The following is a 22,801-nucleotide window of genomic DNA, read 5'->3' on the forward strand; positions in this document are numbered from 1 at the left end:
GTTCCTCGCCTCTATTGCTGAAGCCGTACTCGCGAGTAACGTGAGGCAACCCGGACAGCAGGAATTCCCGATGCCGAGCAGGAACATCCGCATCCATCATCATTCGCTTGGCCGCCGTGGCGGTAACACGCGCAAACTGCGGCGTGGCAACCACCGCATTGGAAGACGGACTGTGAGTCAACGTCGGCGCATCAACTCGATCTCCCGCATTAAAGAGACGCTGCACCCGCTCGTCCAATGACGCGGAACATCCCCGTGGCATCCGCCCCCCCCCGACCTTGTCGCAACAACAACTTCGCGCACGCAGGCCCAGCACCGCGGCGAATGCTGGACGGTGAACGAAGAGGGCGACCGCAACGCACACACGTGGACATAAAAAATCCCCTCCCACGAGTCGGTCATCGATTCATCAACTCCTGCAACACCGTCAGCTTCCACCGAATTGCATACTTCGTCGTCGACACATTTTTATCAGGACGGAACATCTCTACCGGTAACAGTTTCGCATACGGCTTTCCGGCGTCCGTCAGCACCCACGCCCGCGCCGCCTCGTCCCATCGTTGCAATCCGGCTTCGGCGAGCAACCGATTCATGCGTTGCGCCGACACGGGCGGCGACATCCGCTTGCCGAGTTCCGTCGGTGAAAATGTCTCGTCCAGGTCGTCGTCGCGAATGTGCCGCTTGTACTCGCTGAGATCGACACCGAACTCGCGCTCCGTGTGCGACAACGCCAAGAGCGTTGCGGTGCCGTCGGACAACCCAATTAGTTTTCCAAGCTTCTTCTTGTAATTTACAGTCGAGTAAACCTCACGCCACGAAATGCGCCTAACCGCTCGATCCACGACCTGCGGTGCCTCGATACGCGCCTCTTCCTCGACGTTCAGCAAGTACGTGCGAACCGTCTTGGCAACCTGGCTGTCCCGAAGAAGCATACCGATGCGGAGAATGGCGCGGCGGGGTACAATCGTAAGGGAAGCTGTGTTTTTGGGAACTACACCCATCTCCTTAAAGGAGATCAGTTCAGCGCCCGATATTGTCCGCAATCCGTCCTGTTCGAGTTCGTCACGATGGTCTAAAATCAAACTGTCGATCGCCTTCTTCGGTACCTCATAGTAGGAAGCCACCAGCGCTACAGTGGCATGGAGATCGTCCGGCAACAACGTCAACGCCTTGACCTTCTCCAGCACATCCGTCCTGTCCGCCAGTCGATCCCGCAGTTCGCGAACCTCCAACAACAGATCCGTGTTCACGTTCATCGCCTCCAAGACGAAGATTGGTGTCTTCGTCTATAGGGCGTTTGCAGGACAAAAACGTCATCTGGACCACACGACTGTAACCCGCGTCTCCGAGCCTTGGTCAATCTTGAGCTCCTTCGGATGTCGGAACGTCTGGAGGCGCTGTTGAGTGCCCGTCAAACACGGTACCGTGCCATAAAATGAACACCGCCGCGCCCTTGCCTTCCTTGGAAGCGACGCGGCGAATTCAGCCTTCTTGCGTACCTTCAAATCCCGAATCCTCTGTGCATGGCTCAAAACCTTCCGGCAACCGAAAACCGCCGCGAAGCAATGCGATCCACGCACCATCCGTCATCGTGCGTTTTTCACGAAAGACAACCACCCGGGTGTTTGCCCAAATCATCATCAGACCGCACAGAACCCACACTGGGTTCTTGAGCCACAGCAACATCGAAACGCCGTTTGCCAGGATTCCACCCCTGTACACCCACAGCTTGTGTCGGACTGGAATATCCATGCAGTATACACCCGGCCCCACACTACCACTCGTCGGAATCCATCGCACCTCGAAGCTCTTGATGCGAAACATCAGAGGGCCTGTTCCAATGACCATTCGTTTGGTCGGAACCACGAAGATCTTGCGAAACACATAGTGTCCGAGTTCGTGAATGAGGATTTGAACATGGAGGATGAAGGGTAACGACACCGCGACGGCAATCCACCCCTGCCATGTATGAGGAAGCAGATTCCACGCCAGACAAAACAGGCCGACGAGCAACCCTTTCATTCCGCTTAACATATGCCTCGTTTCCTCAGCCACCAATCTTCCCAGACGACCACATGTGGAAAGATCACCACGGCCAGCATCTCAAGTCGGTTGCCCTCCTTTTTGCGAAACGCAAATCTCCCAGCGTACGAACTGGCCGCCCACGCCCACAACATGTACCCAACGACGAGCTCCTGAATCGGCACCAACGCTGAAAACGCCAACCCCAGGCACACGGCTGCCGTGTACCCTGCACCCATCAACGCGCCGAACGGGTCGCTGACTGATGGATCGTTGCGGCGTAGCGACAGATACCAGAGATACGACAAAACCAGATAACCCATCCCGGCCAGCACACGCCATTCGACTGCAACATGGAAGTAGTGAGAACCGACGATCACAGCACCAATTACGACGTACCAAGCGATCAGTTCGAGCACCATCCAGCAATCCCTCCCTACAAGGAGGGCGTTTGCAGGGCAAAAATTACCGCGCCCCTGCCACCTTCGGCAAGCTGCGCGGCGACTCTCCGCTTTCTTGTTCGGCACCACTTGCGTCTGCGGCTTTCTGAACCACGTCCCTCGCGCAATCGTCGGGTCCAGTCCACCTTCGCGAATGCGCTTCGCGCGACCATTGCGGGCCTTGCCCATGGGATCACGCCTCCCCTCGAACCCGCCTCAGCACCTCCACGGCCTCCTGCTCCGAAAGCCCCGTCAACTCGACGACGTCTGCGACGGACGCGCCATCGCGGAACATCCGCTCGGCAATTTCCTTGCTTCGCTCATCCTTTGCTTCTTCCACAATCTCCTTCAGCAACTCCGTCATCGCCAAACCACCACTTCGCTTCTTACTCATCAATAAGTTCCAACAATTTCTTCTTCAAATCTGGAACATCTTTGCACACAGTATCCCAAACCAAATGAATATCAACATTCCCATAGTCGTGTATCAGAACGTTTCGCATGCCCCTTATTTCTTTCCACGGAATATCTCTTCTAAGATGAGCAATCACCCCTAATCGCCCAGCAGCTTCTCCTATAATCTCAATATTCCGAATAACCGCATCTTGTATCAGGGTAGAGGAGAAGAATGCTTCTCTCCCACCGCGAGTGTATTCTTCGATACGCCGAATGGCTTCCAGCATATCACGAAGATGTTTTTCGTCATACTTATTCACAGGCTTTTCGCCTCGCGCATGACATCTTGCAATTCACATTCCGAAAAAGAGCGTTTCGACACGACATGTACGTCACAATCTAGAAGTTCCGACAACTCTTCGCGAAGAGCACTCAAATCAAGAAGCGTTGCCCCTTCCTGAAATTCGGCCAGAAAATCCACATCGCTGTACTCGTCGGCTTCCCCCCGAGCGACAGAACCGAACACCCAGAGGTTTTGAACACGATGGCGACGTGCGATATCGAGAATAGAGTCCTTGAGGGGCTTCAGTTTCTTCATTGTCCATACTGGACATTCGGATTGGAATATGTTTCTTCCTTTCTGTAACGCTTCATAATATCGGCGCGTCTTGAACAGGTCTGAAATTGGAATGACATCTAGAAGACAATGTATATCCTCTCGAACTGAACTCATAAACTCGACCCCCATGGAATCGTTTAACACCCGCCTGTGCTCGCCAGCAGTTGCGGCCTTTGCGCATCGATCAAGTCTCCCCTCGGACGCGCCTCAGCACCTCCTGCGCTTCTTGCTCTGAAAGCCCTGTCAACTCCACTACATCCGCGATTGACGCGCCTTTGCGGAACATCCGCTCGGCGATTTCGCGATCTCTTTCACGCCGAGCACGATTTTGAGCCTCTTCAACAATTTCCTTCAGCAGTTCCGTCATCTCCAACACCCTCCTTAAACGCGCTTTTTGCTCATCTGCTAAAATTCGTCCGCTGAATCCCAGAATGAGCGCCGCCAAATCGTTCTGCTCATGTCGATCCGGAATGCTCTGCACGGTCTCGACAATCTCCTCAAACGCCTCATCCCGCGTCCTTCGCTCAAACCGCATATGGAACGCAAAGGCTAGACGCACGCGGTCTTCCGCCGTCCACTCATGCACGGCCAAGTGTCGTTTGACCGTATCTAACGCTCCGTCGCCGTCCAGCCGATTCAAATACACGTTTTCCACAGCGTAGCGAAAACTACCCGCATCCAACTCCGACGGCGCACTCTTGACATCGCCCGTGTAGAGAACGACGGTGCGAATCGGACGCCGATAGCGTTCCGCGATCGCGACGTCGTACGCTGCAAACCGATACAGATTCGGCTCGCGCGTGGTCTGAAACTCCAGATGCAAGAGCCGACCGTCGGCGAGTTCCAGCATGATATCCGTGAACTCCTGCCGCACTTCGACCTTCGGAATCTCCGTTGGAACCGCGCGCACGACGTTTGCATGGGTGATACCGATCACCGACAGCACATCGCCTGGCAACGCGTTCGTCAGATGCTTCGCGACAATATCATTCGCGTTCCTCGCTAGTTTCATCGTGACCTCCGTTTGTCTTCAGTATACTGCCGCTCTGTGCGAGCGGCCAACTGTTCTTTCACCACGGTACTCGCGCTTCTTGGAGATACGCCCGGATCTTTGGCACCTGCCACTCCCTCTTCGGCGAGTCCACAATCACCACGCGCTCGTCATTGAGACAAAACGCCGCCAGTCCGATCTCGTTTGCCGTCCCGAGGTCGATGTGCACGCGGTCTGGACGAATCACAGGTTCTCCAATTCGTCCGAATAAGAACGTCTCACAATGCCCGACCACCAGTCGTTTGCCCATTCGCGCCACAGTTGGGATTTCACCTGGATAGTCCACAAAGCCGCGAGTGACCCAGGTTAACGTGTCGATGTCCTGCTCTTCGAACGGACGATTCGGATCCACGCCTGCATGGACAATCAGATAGTCGCCAATCACAATGGCGTGCGGCAACGACGCCAGGTACTCCAGCCACTCTTGCGCAGGGAACTGCCCAAACCGAAACTGGCACAAGGTCGCCATCTGCCCATTTTCCCAGAAGGCACAGGTCCTAGTTGGAGAGTCCCATTTAGGATTCAATTCACCGGACTCGTCGTACGGGAGACCGTGCTCTGCCCAAAAGTTCATCCACATGTCCTCGTGATTGCCTCGGACGGCGTACCCGTTCTTCTCAAACCAGTGCACTACAGCAGGCGAATTTTCGCCCCGATTGACCAGATCGCCGACGCTCACAATCACATGAGTCTCAGGCCGATAGTCGATTCGCTCCAACAGTTCCGCGAACATGTCCCAATAGCCATGGATGTCGCCGACAACCCAAACTTCCTTGTGCCTGCTTGCGATGTAAGGTCGAGAACCCGAAACCTCATGCGCACGATCACACCTTTCATTTCACAAAACGTTCACAAATCGACCTCACTGCCCCGTCCGATTCCTTGTTGTCATTGCAATGAAGTCCATAGAAGGACATGGCGGATGATGCCACATTTCGGCTTCCTCCTACGTCCATCTAGGCAAAGCGAGGCGATCGGCATGACGCCAAACGCTTTCACACCGTCGTCACTTCACACAATTGCAGGGGCGGCAATGGCCACCTTGCTTCTGACACAGATGGCTCATCGCCTGCCCGGACTCAAACAGTTGCCTGACTACTGGCTTGACGTCGGTTTTGGAGAGTTGGTCTTTGGTCTCTCCTCACCGGTGTTGCCATCGGGTGTCGCCGCTTGGGTTGCCCTGTTGCTCAACGGTCTCCTGGTCGCTGCCGTTGCCACCGGCAGTGTACATCTCGTGTCGTCATCCATTTTATTACAGGAGACGATCCAGCGTGACGATCACAAGTACACGAGCAGATAACGTTACTTATGCGCTGGTCTTGACTCTGAAGGCGATTGCGCGTAATCAGGCTCGAAGCCACGCGCGCAGATACCGACGATGGCAACGCGAGCAGTGGTTGCATCCGGAACACAACGAAGACGTCGAAGAAGATTGGATGGAACGTCAACCTTGTCCTGATGCGCACCGAGCCTTCGATGACGCGGATGTCCGATTGATGATTGATCAGTTGCCGTCGCCGGAACACGAGGTTCTGTTCGACCTCATTGTGTTGGGCTGGTCTCAAGCCGAGGTTGCTCGACAACTTCGCCTCACGCCTCGGCGTGTGCGCCAGATTCGACAACGAGGTCTCGACACGCTACGAAAAGGCTGGTTGGAACCATGAATTTACCCGACGACCTCTTGCAACAGTTGCAAGAGATGGATGCCGAAACTTTCGAACGGTTGTTAGCTAGTTTGGAACCAACCATCCGCGGGGAGAGCCGTGCACGCGCACCTGGCTGGCAAGATGACCTGGCCCAGGACGTTCGCATGGCCCTCTACCGCTGGTGGCTTCGACATCGGGGCGAGGCGTGAACCTCGTCCCGAACCCAATCTGTGAAAGGGTGAATCTTCATGATCTGCAAAGAACGATTGATTGACGCGTTAACTCAAACCCACCGCGCACTTCTCGCGTACGTCGAGTGCGTCGACTTGTGTGAGACGGAGGAAGAACGCGAACGCTTGACGGAAATTGCGACTATTCTCGCGGAACAGGCTAGACGGATTCAGGAGGAATTGCTGGATCACGTCCCGAGCAAATATCAGGCATGACAAAAGGAGCGTCACAAGGAATGACAGCTTACACGCCAGAGCAAGAAATCGCGTGGATCCGAAAAATCATCCACAACGCGGTCATAGACGAGTATCGACGCTGGAAACGCTGGAACCGAGAGTTGCTGATTCTTAACGCTCCCCGAGACTACGAAGAGGATGACGAACTGATCGAGACGATTGCCGCACAGAAAACGTCGGAGGACAACATTGAGCTCCATTGGCTAGTCGAGCAATTGCCAGCAAGGGAACGTGCCGTGATTCGCGCGTTATACTTTGAAGGTTTGAGTCAGCGAGAAGTGGCGAACCGAATGAACCTGAGTCAGAAAATGGTGAGCAAGCTTCATCGATCTGCACTTCGAAACCTTAAGGAGTCGATTAGCACATGAGATGCACCAGTGAGTCTGTTCACAACTTTTTAGAAACCGTACGAAAAAGAGACCTCAGGACTTGGTCTCTACGCATGCTTTTCCGATGAGATAAGGTGTCAGTGCTGAGTATCTCGAGATGACTGGCAACAAGAAGTGTGCCTCCGCTTGCTCGTACGAGCTACGAAGATAATTTACAACGATGGTACTCAAAATGGCATGTCAGAACGTTATTAAGCAGTAGAGGGATAAATCAGAAGGTCCCTTGCTCGAACAGGGCATAATCACGGTTTGAGGAGGAATCAGAATGGCATCTACAACACCAGTAATCACAAGGTTGGATTTTACAGAAATCGAACAGATTCAAAGCGCACTGGCTATTCAAAAGTTACCAGATGGCACCCAAGATCAGCTGATTAAATATTGCAACCAATGTAAGATCGACTTTTCGCGTCCATTGTACTCCAAATTAGCGTCCGACTCAGGCAACATTTACTATGTTTCTTATCCTATTGACGGAGCTCCAGATAGTTACCTTATCCTTACACTCGATTCAGAACTACAGATACAAGGATACCAGTTAATCTTAACAGAAAAGATCGATTCAGACGAATATCATGTATTGATGATTGACAATGGAAAAGTGATGCTCGACACCAGTATTAGCCGCCCTGAAATATCGTCAAGTTCAAAAACTCCGGAACAAGGCCAATTCAAACCCCACATAGACTGGAACTCTGTCTTTTGCAGCCTTGTTATGTATGCAGCAGGAACGTATTCATGCACCGCGCTGTCTTTAATTAACCCTGCGGTTGGTGTAATTTGTTCCGCGATTTACGGCATCGGTGGTTCATTTGCCTGCGGAACCGTCTAACATTTAATCCATACTTAGCTCACACGAATGAATCGCGACCATTCTCTTCTCTTGTCGCGATTCATTCGTGTTCTCTATTTTCCCTTTCCTGCCCTGTGTCAACTAGTAGTCCATAACAAAGCGAAATAATAATCGCAGAAGCACACAGCACTAATGAGACAAATGGAATCACGTGTTTCCACAAAACGTAAACAAACAAAGAAGATAATCCATATATTACATTAAGGATCACAAAATACATAACTGCTTTATTTCTAAACGCTCTCACCATTTTCTTCCCTCCAAACACCCGTTTTCTGTTCCATATTATGCATCGAACAGTTGATTGGTTGTCAACAGTGGACAGTACCCAAAAACTCGCGCCAGATTCCCAAAATCATCGCGATTCGTTCCCCGCACATACGTTCGCTTCGCCTCGTGTTCCCTACAATGCGTGCGCAACGCCAACTCGTAGCCCACATTTCGCGCCCGTTTTTCGGAATTGTGTTCATTTTCGAGCCGGAGCCTCTGCGGGCATGATTCCGCGTCATTTGGGACGTCATTGCGTTTTTCTACACTTTTATCGGCAATTTGCTATTCCCTCTTCGGGGAGTCCACCTTCAATCCCGCCGTAATGGCTACAATCGCGGCAATCGTCATCCCAAAACTCCCGCTCCAGAGTAGCAAATGAACAGCCGGAGGCAACGAGCGAATCCCCACGGACACTATCATCATCGACGAGCCCAACAACAGAAATGAAACTCCGATCTTGCGTCTCTTCGACACGATTCGCACCTTCTTAAACCGCCTTAAGCGAACTGTTATCGCGTTGAGTTGGTTCATATCGCGACAGCTTCCCTGCCGTCAGGGGCTTATTTGCTGAATGTTCCTTAGCACGGTTAGAAGGACGCCCTTCTCATTCAATTGCCACACCGAGGTTCCTTTTTGCCAAACCGCATGGACGTTAAAGATGTTTGTGGATTCATCGTTCTGCGTAATCACGACCAATCCTCTCGTGCGGACATCGGCTAACGCACTATCCTGAATGTCCATGACGATTGACTTTAACGTGTCTTGCGTAGTCGATGGTGCACTATAGAGTTTAACGATAAAAGTCCAATCTCCTTCATTCCACTCATAAGCACTCTGCCCAGCTCCACCTTTGAATTGGGCCTTTACACCCGGTGCGATGGAGACTGGAGGATTTTGAGAAGTCCCTCCCCAGTATGATGCCTCAAGCTTTTGGATATCAGCAACAGCGGCCGATTCGCTTGAAAATCGCATCTGAGACACGGTATACGATTTCGACTGATTCGAAGAAGACGTGGGGTTTGGCGCATTCAAGGACAATTGTTCACCATTCCAAGCGACTTCGCCTCCAGCGGCCTGCACTGCCTCCATCACGTAATACACTGGCGCATACGTCGTTTCTGAATGGCCCCACGGATCCTTCGCCACAAGCTTCGGCGCGATTTCGACTTCTTTGCCGTCGATCACCAACTCCATCTCCGAAGCCGTTGGCATCTTGTCGATGGTGTTCTTCACGTCGGCGCGCCATGAGCTTGGTGTCGCCATGGTCCACACACGACCGTTCCATGTGCTTTGGACCCCCAATTTGGATAAAGCTGTTTCCAGGTACCAAATGGGCAACCAACTCGTTTTCTCATGCGAAAACGGATCCACCGCAACGATGTACTCGACGTGACTTACGACTTGTCCATTCGCCTCAATCACCGTTGGAGACCATATCGATGATGAGGCGTTCGCCCAAACCACAGGGGTTGCTACGAGCGTCCCCAATACGATGCCTACACCCATGGCGCTTCTCGTCCATGCCTTTCTTGTCATCGCTGCTTCATCCCCTTCGTAAAATATGCTTAGTCTTCACAATGAAGACGCATCAGTTCCGTTCTCTGTGACATCCATATTCTGCAATACCGACTTCAAAGAGATCGCAAAGAGCATCATGTGGATACGCCAATTGGCTCATGATTGAGGCGTCAACCTATGCGCAAACGCACCCTAGGCACATCAATCGGGCATCGGGCGAGGGGGCGCCGGGATTGTCGTCGACCTCCAGACTCGATATACTCTACACAGGAACATACGTTCGTATCTGAGGTGCCCTATGAACCGACCGACCGCTCTTCTTCGGCAACTCCTCATCCTTGAACTCATCCAATCGCACATCAACCGCGAACTTTCGCGACTCAAGGCACAGATGCGCGCGGACGGCTTGCACATCATCGAGCGCCAGGACGGGAACATGGACGTCCGTGTCGAGTTCTGCATCGGTGACCGCTACGACGAAGCGGTCTTCATGCGCAAGATGCTCGAGGCCGAAGCCGCGAATCGCGCCAGACGGACGGGAATGATCTCGCGATGACTAAGCTCATCTACGGCCTGGTGGATATGCAGAGCTTCTACGCCTCGTGTGAGGTGGCGAGCCGCGAGGAGTACGCGGCCCGGCGCAAGGAGTTCGATGACTCCACCGACCCACCGCTTGTCGTATCCGGTGATCCGGCCAGGCGTTCGGGCATTATCCTCGCCGCGACGCCGACGGCGAAGCGATACGGTGTGGAGAATGCGATGCGCTTGGGAGAAGCGCTCCGGCTGTACCCACGACTCATCGTCGTACGACCGCACATGGCCTTTTACCTGCACGTGTCGGTTCGAATTCAGATGCTCATGCAGCAATGCTTCCCATTCCAAGAGCAGTTCTCGGTCGACGAGGGCTTCATCGCGTTCCCGTACCCATCAAACTTGTTCCCCGACCCGATCGCGGCGGCACGTAACCTCCAAGCGCGCATCTGGGACCAGTTTCGCATCCGCGCGCGCAATGGGCTGGCGCCGAACAAGTGGCTCGCGAAGATGGCGAACAAAGCCGCCAAGAAGACGCCTGGTGGCATCGTGTGGTGGCGGGAAGAGGACATTCCGACGGTGCTCCATCCTTTGCCCGTCGAGGAGATGTGGGGCCTGAAACGGCGGGCGGAAGTCCTACGGCACAAGTTCAAGTGCGAGACAATTGGCGACGTCGCGCGCCTGCCCGTCGGGGTGCTCAAGGCTGAGTTTGGCGTGTGGGGCGAAGTCATTCACCGTTGGGCGAACGGGATCGACGTGAGCGACATCAACCCGCATAGTTACCGCACGCCGCACAAGGGCTTCTCCCATCGCACGACGCTGCCGCGGGACTTCTACGAGCGCAGTGACATCGCGGTCGTCATCCTGGAGTTGCTGGACGAAGTGTGTCATCGTCTCCGGCAGGCGCATCAAGCCGGTCGGCGTGTGGGACTTGGCCTCACCTACGAGGGATTGACAGGCGGGTTTTACCGTGCAAAGACCTTGCCCCGCGCCACAAACGATCCGGGCGAGCTGTATCCTGTGCTCCTGGCGCTACTGGACCAACACTGGGACGGTTCCGGTGTGCGCGCCGTGTCGGTGAGCGTGGACATGCTACAGTTCCGTGAGAGCGTCCAGTTGTCACTGTTCGAGAACGTGCCGGCGCAGACACGGTTGTACGAGACGGTGGACGAGATCCGCGCACGCTTTGGCGAGACGTCGATCATGCGCGCGGTGAGCCTGACACGCGCTGGGCAACTGCGTGAACGGAGTCTGCGAATCGGAGGTCACTACGCATGAACATCCGGGACGGAAACATCTTCGAGGCCATGCGACTGGTGCTGCCCGAGCATCGGGAACTTATGGCGAAAATCCAGCGTGAACGAGCGAAACGCAAGCGCCCGGTGCTCGCCGAGGAACGCTTGGACGAAATGCAGTATGTGCTCAGCGAAGCAATTCGCGAGAGGCGCGCCGTGCGGATGACGGTATTCATGCCGGAACGCGATGTGGTGCTGATGGGCCGCGTGTCGGTGTGCGGACGGGAACTTCGTGTGAGAACCACCGACGGCGAGCGAGCAAGTCGTGAGATTGGACGACGTGATCGAGATCGAATGAGAATTGCTACAGGAAGCGGCGCATGCCTGTGGATAAGTCCGACAAGCCGCGCCGCGATTGGGTTCCAGTTTCGTCCATGAGTCTACATGCTCGATCCAACTGTCGAAGCCGGGTTTTAATGAACATATATGGATCTCTTCCTCACATGCGATCGCCCATATGAAACCCAGCAATTCTCGTGCTACCGCAGTGATTGCAACATTGTGAGACTTGCCTCGCTCCGCTGTTCTTCGGCCTGGTATGAATCGTCGTCATCCCTAAGCAATTGAAGAGATCTCCATCCGGCTTCCCCTGGAAAGACCGCCAGTCCATGAAACTCGCCGAGGGCACCCATCATGGAACAATAGCGGATCTCCGCGGTATCAGGATCCTCGGCGGCGAACAGGGCATCATCATGCTTCCATTGCCACGGAGCCAAGTGACGGAGCTAAATAGCGGCAACATAGAGTTCCTGCCATTCGCTCAACGTAGGTGCGTTTGAAATGATGAAACCCTCCTTGCATATGATTCCTTGACAGAACAACATCACGTTTGGCCTTGGCCACGCCAAAACCAACGATTCTCATGACAAAAGAGGGCCACACGCCCCCTTTGTCATGAGAATCGTCAGTCACAACGATGCCAATAATCTGTGAACGAAGAACTAGTAGTGAGACTGCTGGATGCGGACATCACATTCCCGCTGCCGTCATACATATAGATTTGATTATTGGCCAATGCACCGATTGGATTCCAATATCCGTATATGCTGTATGTCTGCGCATTTGTCCACGGGTTCTGTTGGTAATTCGCCAGCGCGGAAAGTGAACCATTCACCTTCGGTCGCTCATCGATCCACTCGGCCGTCGTTCCATCGTAGTAATTGGAGTTCAGATTGACCAAAACCGACTGGGACGTGCCAGTGGTATTGTCAGCCACATAAAAATCCGTTTGACCAGTGGAAGATTCATACGAGACGTACACGTAGATGTTATCTCCAGGGTTTACTGTGACGTTTGGCAACAAGATTTCATTCACACCTGATCCGTCTTTTCCGAGGTATTCGTACCATGCGTAAGGCGAATTATAGTTCAATTCGGTTCCTGCCTGTATTAATCCTCCCGAATTTATTCCCCCTAGACCGGCCCACGCTGATTCATAGGCTGGCGAACATGTGGTGGGGCCCATTGTGGGTTGGGTATAGCTCCCCTGAACAGCTACCCATTCATTGTAACTAGAATAGTTGTAGTAACCAGACCAGTTACTTGCTGCGAATACACCTTCAGAAATATTCTCGGCAGTCCCTGTATACGGAATGAGACGATGTGAAATATTTGTCATTACCACCTTGGGCGGAAGCATCCGTTTCCAATGACTCATTTCCTGCTCCCACTGTTGAAGGTTCTGGGGATCAGAAGGCCGTGGCGGGAACCCATATTCTCGAAGTTGTGCATCCGTTGCCGTCAGCGGATTAAATCCTTTGGGTGGTACCGGGAATACATTCTTGACACCATTGATGTAATATATGTACTCCTGACCTCCGTCAGGAAGTGTCTGTACCGAGGAAGCAGTCAATGCCTGGGTTGAAATCGTAGAGACCTTCGAATGCGTTGCCGCTGAAGCTACGGTTGGTTCCGCGTCAGAAGTGTTCTCGGTAATCCCTTTATACGGAACGAGACGATGTGAAATATTATACGGAATGAGACGATGCGAAATATTTGTCATTACCACCTTGGGCGGAAGCATCCGTTTCCAATGACTCATTTCCTGCTCCCACTGTTGAAGGTTCTGGGGATCAGAAGGCCGTGGCGGGAACCCATATTCTCGAAGTTGTGCATCCGTTGCCGTCAGCGGATTAAATCCTTTGGGTGGTACCGGGAATACATTCTTGACACCATTGATGTAATATATGTACTCCTGACCTCCGTCAGGAAGTGTCTGTACCGAGGAAGCAGTCAATGCCTGGGTTGAAATCGTAGAGACCTTCGAATGCGTTGCCGCTGAAGCTACGGTTGGTTCCGCCATCGGAATTGCTGCGAAGATCGCCAAAAAACCGCAAAGAGAAATTTTACGCACATCCATCTGTCTCACCCTCCTTTTTCATGATCAGACATGTATAATAGAGGTTTTTGCAGAATGACTCCTGCGCGTGGCCTACACACAATGTATAGCGTCTAATTATCATGGAGCCCGCTACGTATAGTCAGTTAAACGCTTAGAAATTGAATTCTTCAAAACCATCAATCGATATTTTTGCGCCGATTCCTGTTCTAACACTGGTGATACTGGAATGTTATCACTGACTCTTTGTCAAGATCAAGTCCGAGATTGTGTGGCCGTGTCAAGTCGTCGTAGGGGGCCCACTAGGTAGTTTCATTCGACCATTGTAAACCACATCATGGAATATCTCGCGCAAGACGTACTTTCTTTACCCAGGATCGGTCCAGTGGCCGGACACCGAACGTATGCAACGAAATCACGGTAGACCTGAGCAGTTAGCAGACCACAACCCCAACTGCGCCCCCTCCACCCTCTTCAACTTAGCCCTCGCCCGCTTCAGATGGTTCTGCACCGCGCCGCGTGTGATCCCAAGCTCCCGCGCGATCGCCGAGTACGTCATACCGGACTCATATGCGAAGAGACACGCCGCTTCCCGCAGGCTCAGGATCGACAGCCACGCCACGGGCAGACGTTCTTCCTCTTCGCCACCCTCACTCGCGTCGTCCCAGTCCATCCACCGCCTTCGCCGCGCCGCCAGTCTGTCAAGGTCCGCCAGGTCTCCAACGAGGATTTCACGCCGAGGAGCGCGACACTCGCCCTCCATCACCGCCAGCGCATAGTCAAGTGTCTTCACCATGCTGTCATACAGAGTGGCATCCTGATCATTGGCCTCTCGCCGCGCTCGGTTCCGAGCTTGGCGGATCGCCTCGCGAGTGGACTCGTACTCCGCGATCAGGTCGTCCAGATCCCGACGCATGGATGTCCCCTCCACAGGTTATCCACACAGAATCCACAGAGTTATCCACAGGCGATGTATGCGTCGTCCTTCAGCCAACTGATCTCCTGTGCGAGCGCTGCGTACGCGAGGTCGAGTGCAATGCCGCTGCCGCTGATGTCGCGCAACGACTTCGGGTGCATTATCCCGTCTATCCAGAACACCGGTATTGCATAATGCGGCGCTGATTCGTCCACGAGATCGAACGAGAAGACAGGCTCCGTCCCCCAATCCTCGTCGTACAACGTGTCTCGGAAGACATCCCACGCCCGCTCGCGGAGCGTTTCCATGTGTTCGCCAGCGCGACGTAACGGGACCATAGCTGCAATGGTCTTGATACGTTCGCGCACCTCTTCCGCTAGCCCGGTCGCCAGCCACTTTTGGAACAAGCGGCTATACATGTTCCAAGTGGTCTCATCGTCCATCAAAACATCCACACCGTCGCGTCGAGCGACGGGACAAGCGAGGCTCCCCAAAGACCGCTTGGACCGTCAATCAGCGTCACATCTGGGCAGATGGCAGCTTCCAGCCTTGACGCGAGGTCTGCGAAACGGTCCGCCCACGCCTCATTCGCATGCACCCGCATGAGCTTGGTCAGATAATCCTGAGTTTTGTGTCCGTAGGCCGGGACGACATCGATTTTCCCCGGAAGCTTAGCCGTCCATGCCGGCGATGCAACCATGTCCATCTCTATCTCCGCTGGCTGATCGACCAACCAGTCCACAACCCCATAGCGCGGCAGCTTGTCCGGCTCCACAAACGCAGTCGTAGAACCAGGCGAGTCCAGATCGACATCGATCACAAGCACACGGCGACCCCAATTGGCCAGCATGCGTGCGATCGCGTATGTCGTTGTGGTGCGACCCACCCCACCGCTTGCGGAGAACATCAGGATGCGCTTCATGTTTTCCCTTCGTGATAGTATCTTTCTTGGATTATGAAAATAGTTGTCAAAACGTTATGTCCGAACCAACGATGTCAATGTCGTCATCGTTAGCCATTCGATTTCTCTCACGCCATCCATCCAAAATCCCATTTTACCATTGCATTTTGTGTTCTCCCACTGGTTACATCCAAAAAAGCACCTTGATTAGATGCAATTCGTAATGTCAGTTGGCCGTTACAGTTTGGGCACGGAAGTGTCACAAATTTGCGCCATTCAGGTGGAAACTGATTGAGAGCTAAGACAACGACGGTTACTTTTCGGGCTCCCTTTTCCATGATTGTTTTGGCACATTCTAAAGCTGTAGATCCAGTAACGTAAACATCGTCTAGAAGCACAACATGCTTCCCTCTCACTTCCTCAGTTGCACGAAATTTATCTTTTACGTTAGCTCTACGTGCTTCTTTGTCGAGACCTTTTTGTTTTGGATACTTCTGTGTACATACTAGCGCAGTACTCAAATCGAGTTTGTCCAACCGCGAACATAGCAGTTCCACGATGGGCTTAAAGCGATCCTGCTCGTTTGGACGCGGAGGAACACGAGTGATTCCGTCTATTACCTCAAATCTATTTTCTACATCATTAACCAAAACAGAGAACACTTCTGCAAATAATTCATTTTGACTCGTATCACGCTTGCTCTTCCAGATTCGGTGTGATAGTTGATGCACTGACCAGCGTTCATGCCTTGGGCCAAAGTAACGCCCTCCGCAAAATACCCGAAAGGTATAGCCATCGTATTCACGATTGAAAGAAAACAATAATCCCCCGTTGCCATACCAGTTCGAGCGATCAATTTTGGTTGTAAGGACCTCTGATAAGTATCCTTTCCATTCATTTCGTACAATTTTCAACACATCTGCTCCATCATGCGCGAGAAAGTCCGGCATGTATCCAAGCAAATCTGGCATATGTCCCCTTACGACAGAATCTAGATCACCAACGAAGATAGTTCCAATATGTTCTGACATCAGAGCTTGTATTTCATAAAGGTTCGAAGTAGCATATGCAGTTTCATACTTTTGTCCGTCAATCGCGTTTAGTGCGCTTGTGATGAGCTTGTTGATGCCAAATAAGACATGCCTAGGTCCTTCAACAAACTCTGCCGACGGGTGTACACGTCCTTGTAATTCTCCAATTTGATTCCAATCCGAATAAATGAACACGCATCGAACTTGACGAGATATCTCGGGCCAGCAAGGATCCTCGCTTAGGATATCGTTCAGTTTGATGATGAGGTTACGGAGACTGTTTATATCGGTAAACATACACGGAGCCCTCTTCTTTACGCGCCATGTTCAGTGCTTCATCACTTACGTTAATAACTTTCGAATTCCGCAGATATTCTATCAGCTCGTCGATTCTCCCAAATTTTATTGCCCCCTTTTCTTCAACATATTTTTGGGCCAACGAAGGTGCGGATTTTCGACGGCGCTTTGTGGTATAAAACAAATCTGTCTTGCTTCAAGGCATAGTCAGCTTGAATCAGTGCACCACTGGTTTCCCCAGCCTCTACAATAACCGTCGCTAGGCAGATACCGCTCATTACTGCATTTCTCGCAGGGAAATTCCATTTATGAACAGGAGACAACGGAGCAAATTGTGAAATAAGCAACCCGCGTTCCGCAATCTCGGCCTGCAATCTTTCGTGCTCTTTCGGATACGTTTTTGTAATCGGTGTACCTATAACTGCAATGGTCGGTATGTTATTTCTGAGCGCACCTTCATGTGCAGCACGGTCAATGCCTCTTGCTAAACCTGACACTACAACAATGCGATATTTACCAAGCAATGCAGCTAAAGCAGAGGCCTTTTTGATACCCTCTTGGGTAGGGTTTCGCGTACCAACAATAGCCACACAATGCAAATGTGGCAGTCGAATATTACCCCGCATAAAGAGAAACAACGGTGCCTCATGAGTTAAGGCAAGGTATGGTGGATATGTTTCTTGCCCAAGCCTACTTATGTGAGTATCATTCGGCAAAAGGGAAAAGCCCTTCTGAATCGACGCATACGTTTTTACAATTACAGAGCTGTCTATCTGCAGAATTTGGGATACACCGTTCAGGTTCTTAACAATAGGTTCTGACATGTCAAAACAAGCACTGATCCTATCATACAACGACCGAGTTCGTTTCGGTGCCCATTTACATAAGGACTGGATTGTAAAATAATTTAGTGCATCCTGAACAATCTTGGGGTCATTCTCAAACCTCATGTATTCCCCCCCGGTTCCATTAGGCCTTCTGCCGGCATTACGATTCACTTCGTTTTTCCGCTCCTCAACGTCCTTTCTTAAGAACAGGAAACTAGAACGACTTTGCTTCACTGGAATCAACTTCCCAGATTTAACTAATTGATGAAGTCTCTGAGGACTAATACCGAGATATTGAACCACTTCATGTGTAAACATCACTTGATCAGCAATGAACTTACGAAGTTCATCCTCACGCATTCCTCATCATTCATTCCCGTACGTATGTTGTGTGGTATTCATCGTACCACTGCACTTGATAATCATCAAGATCAAAGACTGTAGGCGCCGTGTCAATTCGTTCCCTTAAATTGTCGTTTAATAAGGAATATGCTCTTAAAAAATTCTTCAATATTATCTTCCGTATTCTGTAGAGCAGAAGTTGGGCGACTGCACTCATCCCGTTCACCCCAAACCCTGCTCCAGCGCCTTCTGCATGCTCCACCGCAAATCCGGTGAAAGGTCCTGTAAATTGCGCAACGCCCAGTCGAGATAGTCCAGCGGCACGTCTTTCAACGGCATGCCCTTGTGCTTTCCGAACGGCATCGTCTGCACCTCAATGGGCGACTCTGCAAACGCGATCAAGGCTTCCACATCATCCGGATACCCCGCCTCCAGATACGCTTGAAGCTCCCGTTGGAACACATGCGCCGTCACGATCGCGTCGCCGAGCGCCCGGTGCGGATTTCCCACTTCCACATCGATCCCGAGCCAGTACCGCAACACCTGGTTTGAGTGCCGCGGTGCGTCGGGCCATAAGTGCTGCGCCAGACGCTTCGAGCAGATCCACGGTCGACCCGTCTCCGGCAGCATCCCACGATCGAACTCGGCGTTGTGCGCAACGAGGATCGCTCCCTCGATGTACCGCATCACCTTGGGCCAGATCTGCGACAAGCTCGGCTTTCCTACGACGTCGCGATCCGTCAGGTGATGCACCGCCGAAGCTTCGGGAGGGATCGGGCAACCGGGATCAACCAGTGCCGAGTACACGATCTGCGGCTCGCGGTCCAGTCCCACCTCGACCAGCGCAAGTTCGACGACGCGGCCTTCGGGTGGAAGGCCGGTCGTCTCAGTGTCGATTACGACAAAACGCGCTTCACTCAATCTCACTTGCTCGCCCTCTTTCGTTGACTTTTTCGTGTCGCAAGCTCTGCTCCCACTGGCGGTTTCTCTGTCGGTTTCGAGAACACCCGCGCGCCGTACTTTTCCCGGAGATATCGATCCATCTCAACGGGATCCATACGATAGATCGATAACTCCGACGGACCTGTTGTTCGCTCCTTATGTCGATTTGGCACCGGCGTGCCGTGCTCATGCCTCATCGCCATTTGCCGTTCTCTCCTCTCGTTTGCACATCGCCAACCGACGTGCCTCAATCGCGGCACACACCATTTGGCACATCTCATCTTCCGTCAGATCACTGGTATCGATCAAAAACCCGCGCGCATGCTGCCACTGCTGTTCGGTCATGTCCTCATGCGTCCGTCCGTCGGGCAGCTCTCCGTCTCGCGCCAGTATCCGACGCCGCCGAACGAACTCTGAGGCGGTGAGGATGATGACGAGAAACCCGTGCTGGTCCGCCCACACCGCTTCTTCAACCGTTCGTCCATCGTCGATGACGATCGGACTCACAGTGTGCTTCAACACCTCCTCCGCAGCAAGAAGCAGCGGATTTGGTTTGAACTCACGAAGAAACCGCCCGACCTTTTGTAGATACGGCCGCCGCACCGCCTTACTTGCGTCCTTCAGCCACGGTGCCGCAATATCAAGCACGGCGTCGACGGGCGTCGCCAGCGAGTACCGAACATAGCTCATCTCCCGTCTTAGATACTGCGCCACAGTACTCTTTCCCGCCCCCATAGGTCCCATCAGAAACACGTGTTGGAATCGCCGTTCCATAGCCTTTGCCCCTAACGAACATATGTTCTATACCAAGCATAACTCAACCAGGTTCGCCACGCACGCGGCAAAATCGGTTACATCGCGCTTAACTCTTTGTGCAGCAGGACTTCGACCTCCAGCCTCGGGTTGCTTCGGTCTACGAAAAAGTCCATTTCCTGAACCAGCACCCACCGGTCTTCTGGATACAAGACGCCCTCCAGAGCATCCAACAGCACCTTTTCTCGATTATGCGTATCCATCCGGCGATTTGACGGCCAGAAGTACCACAAGCGCAAGACCACTTTCGTGCCTGGTTGCGGCATCTGCCACCCTGTCGCCTGCCGCCAACGAAGCGCAAGATAGGCCGCGTCGCGCCGAAACTTCTGCGCTTTGGCGTTGAGGACCCGCATCCGCTGCCCTGTCTTCGGATGCACAAAACTTCGATAGGCATGATTGACAGATGGCGGAAGCGGGAGCACCAGACGCATGGAATGGCCTCCAATCATTTGGCATGGTTTAGCGGCGAAACTTGTGTTAGCATGCGGTTCGTGGGTTTCCACGCCCACTGCGTTGTGGCGCTGCGATCGCGTCGAGTAGCCGGGCCAGGTACGCTTGCTCGGCGCGGTACCGCTCATAGAGTTGGTTGGCGCGATCTGTATGGCGATTTTCAAACCAAATCGCCTTCGCGCGAGCAACGCGCTCATCGGCTTGTTGCAATTGGACTTCGAGTAACGCCAGTCGTTCGTTCATCCTTGTCGTCCCCCCAAACTCACTTCGACAATCCTCGCAAAGAGGACTCCACGGATAGCGGACAAAGTGCCCGCACAGTCGGCATCTCGGTCTTTCCATCTTGCGCGCCCTTCGTTTGGACATGCTTGAAATCACGCCTTTCGTTTGTGTCGAAACGCGCTCTCAGGACGAAGAATGTACTCCTGCACACGAACCTGACCGTTGACTTCCATCACCACTTCAAGTACCGTCGGCAACCCGCGTCGCCACTTGAGTGGTCGGGCTTCGACGACGGTTGCTTGTCTCGACTCATTCCTAGGAGCGTTTTGCATCTTCATCACTCACCATCAAAAATCATCCTCCCAAGCTTCCGGCGTCGCAGGCGGTTGTCGGCGATCAGGCGGATCAACGGGGATCCACACTCGCTCCTTGCGCCACGGCAACAACAATCGGCGCAAGCGTCTGCGCCATGACTGGCGTCGATTCATCGACATCCTCCTCTCGGTCAAAATCCACGGGATACAAGCAGCCCACGACTCGAAACCCAATGCACGGCTCCTGTTCCACGCCGGGCGGCGGAGGCTTCCGCCGTCGATAACGTTCGCGCCGAGCGTAGAACTCGACGATCTCGCCTGGGCGAAGCGGCGGCTGATGCTGAGGCGAGCGCCGACCGAGTTGGAGCCACGCATGCTCCCGTAGCAGGTTGCCGTCCCGATCCCGCACATCGTAGACCAGCGCGACCAGGTTGCGCGCGGGCGTGTTCCGACTCCACAAAACAAACTCCGCCGTGTACCGATCCAGTGCGGCCCTCATGGTCAGCGCCCCTTTACCGGATCCAGATAGGCCACTTGCGTCTTCTGCCCCGTGGCCGGGATCGTCACCGTCTTCAGTTCCACCTTCACCAGGCGTCCGAGGCACTGTGGCAGAAGCTCCGGCAGCCGAGACAGATAATCGGTGTAGCCTATCGCCAGGAGATCCCGCTTGAGCCACGCCAACGTCTTCTCGTTGTTGTTGATGGGCCGGTGGTGGAAGATGCGCCGCCCCTTGTGAGAACCCTCATCAACCACAAACACCAGCGCGAGGTGCAAGCCGTCGTTGCCCTTGTTCTGCTTCACTTGCGCTTTCTCCAAGCGACAAACGTACGTGCCGTCTGGCAGCGGCTGATATCCACCCTTGGCAGGTTCGACGTCCTGATACTTCTTGTCCAGTTCGGTAAGATTCATTTTTCATCCTCCGTTTCTTCAATGTTCCAGTTACTGGGCGTATGCGGCAGCGGCTCCCGCTCTACTTGGAGGGGGAGTGGCAGACAACAGATTCACTTCTGAAAATGCCCTCTTCTAACTTAACGGCATCGGCCCCCCACCACGCGGCTCGTCTCTCGTCACCAGTTTGAGACCATCTCGCAACTTCCTCGCTGTCTCTTGGTCGATCACAAGCTCCAGTGGACCGTGTGCATCGGACAAAAGTACCCGAATCTCGCCTCCGTCGACCACAACCTGCACCTCTGCTTCCTTGATGCTCAACCGCAACTCGCTCGCTCCCCCTCCAACTGCCGCGCCAAACTTGCCAGCGCCATCCGCTCCTCGTTCAGCGCCAACCGCACCTGCTCCGCCACAAGCTCATGCCCAAGCTCATCGTCCTTCCGCACCCCGAGCAACGCCTGGCTCGCATCGACCCGGCGCTTGACCGCACTGTAGAGCATCATCAGCGCCTGATATCGCTCTGTCGGAATCGCGACGACATTGCCTTGGACCGCCGCACTCGCCTGCTGCGCCTCCACACACGCCCTGGCCAACGACTGTGCCTCCCGCAAATCGTGATAGAGATCCAAGAGCGAATCCAACATCTCGCGGTATGCGTAGGCACGATCCCGAAGCGCCCGGTTGTGACTGGCCTCGCATTGTGCCCAGTGGCTCTGCAATTCCCGCAGGAAGTGGTCGTAGCACTCACAGACAATGGTCAGTCGGTTGTAGACCTCAGTGACTGACACGCTCCACGTCGTTTCCATTTCGCCATGCCTCCCTCGCTTCGCGTAGAATGGTGGAGACTTCAGCTCGCGCCTTTTGTAGATTTGCAAACGCCAAAGGTTCCGCAGGATCGTCGGCCCATTCATAAGCCACCTCAGCGGCGCGACAACGTTCGACAGCCTCAAACAGCGCCTCTTGGTAGGCTCGGTAGACCTCGCTTGTCTCCCACGCCGGGGATCGTCGTCGAGCAATTCGATC

General features: G+C 53.4%; 33 protein-coding genes. 8 read left to right on the top strand and 25 right to left on the bottom strand.

Features of this window, described 5'->3' with window-relative positions; genetic code table 11:
• Positions 1-209: 209 nt before the first annotated feature.
• The 9 genes from TC41_RS17310 to TC41_RS11375 form a co-directional block, all read right to left on the bottom strand.
• Positions 210-374 carry a DUF6011 domain-containing protein gene (locus TC41_RS17310; RefSeq protein ID WP_374952855.1) on the bottom strand — a complete coding sequence of 55 codons (165 nt, stop codon included), beginning with the start codon at positions 372-374 and terminating at the stop codon, positions 210-212.
• Positions 375-398: 24 nt separating this feature from the next.
• Positions 399-1,256 (bottom strand): hypothetical protein, encoded by an 858-nt coding sequence (locus TC41_RS15435; protein WP_049784368.1) that lies wholly within the window; start codon positions 1,254-1,256, stop codon positions 399-401.
• A 226-nt stretch (positions 1,257-1,482) separates the two neighbouring features.
• Positions 1,483-2,055: a site-2 protease family protein gene (locus TC41_RS11345; protein WP_158306745.1), complete on the bottom strand. Its 573-nt coding sequence runs from the start codon at positions 2,053-2,055 to the stop codon at positions 1,483-1,485.
• A complete protein-coding gene (locus tag TC41_RS11350; protein WP_014465193.1) occupies positions 2,028-2,444 on the bottom strand; it encodes a hypothetical protein in 417 nt (138 codons plus the stop codon). The genes TC41_RS11345 and TC41_RS11350 overlap by 28 nt, the downstream gene beginning before the upstream one ends.
• 211 nt (positions 2,445-2,655) lie before the next feature.
• Complete coding sequence (locus tag TC41_RS16570; RefSeq protein WP_193352808.1) at positions 2,656-2,826, bottom strand: hypothetical protein; 171 nt, start codon at positions 2,824-2,826, stop codon at positions 2,656-2,658.
• Between the two features lie 22 nt (positions 2,827-2,848).
• Positions 2,849-3,178, bottom strand: a complete 330-nt coding sequence (locus tag TC41_RS11360) for a HepT-like ribonuclease domain-containing protein (protein WP_202797556.1) — start codon at positions 3,176-3,178, stop codon at positions 2,849-2,851.
• Positions 3,175-3,456, bottom strand: a complete 282-nt coding sequence (locus TC41_RS11365) for a nucleotidyltransferase family protein (RefSeq protein WP_014465195.1) — start codon at positions 3,454-3,456, stop codon at positions 3,175-3,177. Before TC41_RS11365 ends, TC41_RS11360 begins: the two co-directional genes overlap by 4 nt.
• A 205-nt stretch (positions 3,457-3,661) precedes the next feature.
• A complete protein-coding gene (locus TC41_RS11370) occupies positions 3,662-4,489 on the bottom strand; it encodes a transposase (RefSeq protein ID WP_014465196.1) in 828 nt (275 codons plus the stop codon).
• Positions 4,490-4,547: 58 nt separating this feature from the next.
• A complete protein-coding gene (locus TC41_RS11375) occupies positions 4,548-5,318 on the bottom strand; it encodes a metallophosphoesterase (protein ID WP_258165046.1) in 771 nt (256 codons plus the stop codon).
• A 243-nt stretch (positions 5,319-5,561) separates the two neighbouring features.
• Between TC41_RS11375 and TC41_RS11380 the strand changes: the two genes are divergently transcribed.
• The 5 genes from TC41_RS11380 to TC41_RS16315 all read left to right on the top strand — a co-directional run bounded on the left by TC41_RS11380 (position 5,562) and on the right by TC41_RS16315 (position 7,862).
• A complete protein-coding gene (locus TC41_RS11380; protein WP_014465198.1) occupies positions 5,562-5,828 on the top strand; it encodes a hypothetical protein in 267 nt (88 codons plus the stop codon).
• A gap of 19 nt (positions 5,829-5,847) precedes the next feature.
• A complete protein-coding gene (locus TC41_RS15965; protein ID WP_148260191.1) occupies positions 5,848-6,192 on the top strand; it encodes a sigma-70 family RNA polymerase sigma factor in 345 nt (114 codons plus the stop codon).
• Positions 6,193-6,422: 230 nt separating this feature from the next.
• Positions 6,423-6,620 carry a hypothetical protein gene (locus TC41_RS11390; RefSeq protein ID WP_014465200.1) on the top strand — a complete coding sequence of 66 codons (198 nt, stop codon included), beginning with the start codon at positions 6,423-6,425 and terminating at the stop codon, positions 6,618-6,620.
• 20 nt (positions 6,621-6,640) lie between these two features.
• Positions 6,641-7,009: a sigma-70 family RNA polymerase sigma factor gene (locus tag TC41_RS11395; protein ID WP_014465201.1), complete on the top strand. Its 369-nt coding sequence runs from the start codon at positions 6,641-6,643 to the stop codon at positions 7,007-7,009.
• 286 nt (positions 7,010-7,295) lie between these two features.
• Positions 7,296-7,862, top strand: coding sequence for a hypothetical protein (locus tag TC41_RS16315; RefSeq protein WP_148260192.1), 567 nt, complete (start codon positions 7,296-7,298; stop codon positions 7,860-7,862).
• Between the two features lie 843 nt (positions 7,863-8,705).
• On the opposite strand, the gene TC41_RS11405 is transcribed toward TC41_RS16315, so the two are convergent.
• A complete protein-coding gene (locus TC41_RS11405) occupies positions 8,706-9,689 on the bottom strand; it encodes a hypothetical protein (RefSeq protein WP_148260193.1) in 984 nt (327 codons plus the stop codon).
• 280 nt (positions 9,690-9,969) lie between these two features.
• On the opposite strand from TC41_RS11405, the gene TC41_RS11410 reads away from it, so the two are divergent.
• The 3 genes from TC41_RS11410 to TC41_RS11420 are packed head-to-tail and all read left to right on the top strand — an operon-like array spanning position 9,970 to position 11,875.
• Positions 9,970-10,227, top strand: a complete 258-nt coding sequence (locus TC41_RS11410) for a hypothetical protein (RefSeq protein ID WP_014465204.1) — start codon at positions 9,970-9,972, stop codon at positions 10,225-10,227.
• Positions 10,224-11,480: a DNA polymerase IV gene (locus TC41_RS11415; RefSeq protein WP_014465205.1), complete on the top strand. Its 1,257-nt coding sequence runs from the start codon at positions 10,224-10,226 to the stop codon at positions 11,478-11,480. The genes TC41_RS11410 and TC41_RS11415 overlap by 4 nt, the downstream gene beginning before the upstream one ends.
• Positions 11,477-11,875: a YolD-like family protein gene (locus TC41_RS11420; RefSeq protein ID WP_014465206.1), complete on the top strand. Its 399-nt coding sequence runs from the start codon at positions 11,477-11,479 to the stop codon at positions 11,873-11,875. Before TC41_RS11415 ends, TC41_RS11420 begins: the two co-directional genes overlap by 4 nt.
• Before the next feature lie 101 nt (positions 11,876-11,976).
• Here the strand turns inward: TC41_RS11420 and TC41_RS17405 are convergent, their stop codons facing one another.
• The 15 genes from TC41_RS17405 to TC41_RS11475 form a co-directional block, all read right to left on the bottom strand.
• Entirely contained in the window at positions 11,977-12,213 is a 237-nt protein-coding gene (locus TC41_RS17405) for a DUF7309 domain-containing protein (protein ID WP_445595379.1), read from the bottom strand.
• Between the two features lie 188 nt (positions 12,214-12,401).
• Complete coding sequence (locus tag TC41_RS15970) at positions 12,402-13,856, bottom strand: G1 family glutamic endopeptidase (protein WP_014465207.1); 1,455 nt, start codon at positions 13,854-13,856, stop codon at positions 12,402-12,404.
• 394 nt (positions 13,857-14,250) lie between these two features.
• Positions 14,251-14,751 (bottom strand): sigma factor-like helix-turn-helix DNA-binding protein, encoded by a 501-nt coding sequence (locus TC41_RS11425; RefSeq protein ID WP_014465208.1) that lies wholly within the window; start codon positions 14,749-14,751, stop codon positions 14,251-14,253.
• Between the two features lie 41 nt (positions 14,752-14,792).
• Entirely contained in the window at positions 14,793-15,206 is a 414-nt protein-coding gene (locus TC41_RS15440; RefSeq protein WP_158306746.1) for a hypothetical protein, read from the bottom strand.
• On the bottom strand, positions 15,194-15,673 hold the full coding sequence (locus TC41_RS11430) for a ParA family protein (protein ID WP_014465210.1): 480 nt from the start codon (positions 15,671-15,673) through the stop codon (positions 15,194-15,196). Before TC41_RS11430 ends, TC41_RS15440 begins: the two co-directional genes overlap by 13 nt.
• Positions 15,674-15,780: 107 nt before the next feature.
• Positions 15,781-16,878, bottom strand: a complete 1,098-nt coding sequence (locus TC41_RS16325; protein WP_158306747.1) for a ComF family protein — start codon at positions 16,876-16,878, stop codon at positions 15,781-15,783.
• A 224-nt stretch (positions 16,879-17,102) separates the two neighbouring features.
• Positions 17,103-18,167 (bottom strand): DNA-processing protein DprA, encoded by a 1,065-nt coding sequence (locus TC41_RS15975; protein ID WP_148260194.1) that lies wholly within the window; start codon positions 18,165-18,167, stop codon positions 17,103-17,105.
• A 204-nt stretch (positions 18,168-18,371) separates the two neighbouring features.
• Positions 18,372-19,076, bottom strand: a complete 705-nt coding sequence (locus TC41_RS11435; protein ID WP_014465212.1) for a putative quorum-sensing-regulated virulence factor — start codon at positions 19,074-19,076, stop codon at positions 18,372-18,374.
• Positions 19,077-19,277: 201 nt separating this feature from the next.
• Positions 19,278-19,865 carry an AAA family ATPase gene (locus TC41_RS11445; RefSeq protein WP_041695394.1) on the bottom strand — a complete coding sequence of 196 codons (588 nt, stop codon included), beginning with the start codon at positions 19,863-19,865 and terminating at the stop codon, positions 19,278-19,280.
• Between the two features lie 77 nt (positions 19,866-19,942).
• The gene (locus tag TC41_RS11450; RefSeq protein WP_041695395.1) at positions 19,943-20,335 is read right to left on the bottom strand and encodes a RusA family crossover junction endodeoxyribonuclease; all 393 of its coding nucleotides are present in this window, start codon (positions 20,333-20,335) and stop codon (positions 19,943-19,945) included.
• 46 nt (positions 20,336-20,381) lie between these two features.
• Positions 20,382-20,597: a hypothetical protein gene (locus TC41_RS11455; protein WP_041695396.1), complete on the bottom strand. Its 216-nt coding sequence runs from the start codon at positions 20,595-20,597 to the stop codon at positions 20,382-20,384.
• Positions 20,598-20,981: 384 nt separating this feature from the next.
• Positions 20,982-21,389, bottom strand: coding sequence for a hypothetical protein (locus tag TC41_RS11460; protein WP_014465218.1), 408 nt, complete (start codon positions 21,387-21,389; stop codon positions 20,982-20,984).
• A gap of 2 nt (positions 21,390-21,391) precedes the next feature.
• A complete protein-coding gene (locus TC41_RS11465; protein ID WP_014465219.1) occupies positions 21,392-21,799 on the bottom strand; it encodes a DUF669 domain-containing protein in 408 nt (135 codons plus the stop codon).
• Between the two features lie 114 nt (positions 21,800-21,913).
• Complete coding sequence (locus tag TC41_RS11470; RefSeq protein ID WP_041695397.1) at positions 21,914-22,105, bottom strand: hypothetical protein; 192 nt, start codon at positions 22,103-22,105, stop codon at positions 21,914-21,916.
• Positions 22,096-22,584 carry a hypothetical protein gene (locus tag TC41_RS11475; protein WP_041695888.1) on the bottom strand — a complete coding sequence of 163 codons (489 nt, stop codon included), beginning with the start codon at positions 22,582-22,584 and terminating at the stop codon, positions 22,096-22,098. The genes TC41_RS11470 and TC41_RS11475 overlap by 10 nt, the downstream gene beginning before the upstream one ends.
• Between the last annotated feature and the right edge of the window lie 217 nt (positions 22,585-22,801).

The organism is Alicyclobacillus acidocaldarius subsp. acidocaldarius Tc-4-1, from assembly GCF_000219875.1.
GTDB classification, from domain to species: domain Bacteria; phylum Bacillota; class Bacilli; order Alicyclobacillales; family Alicyclobacillaceae; genus Alicyclobacillus; species Alicyclobacillus acidocaldarius_A.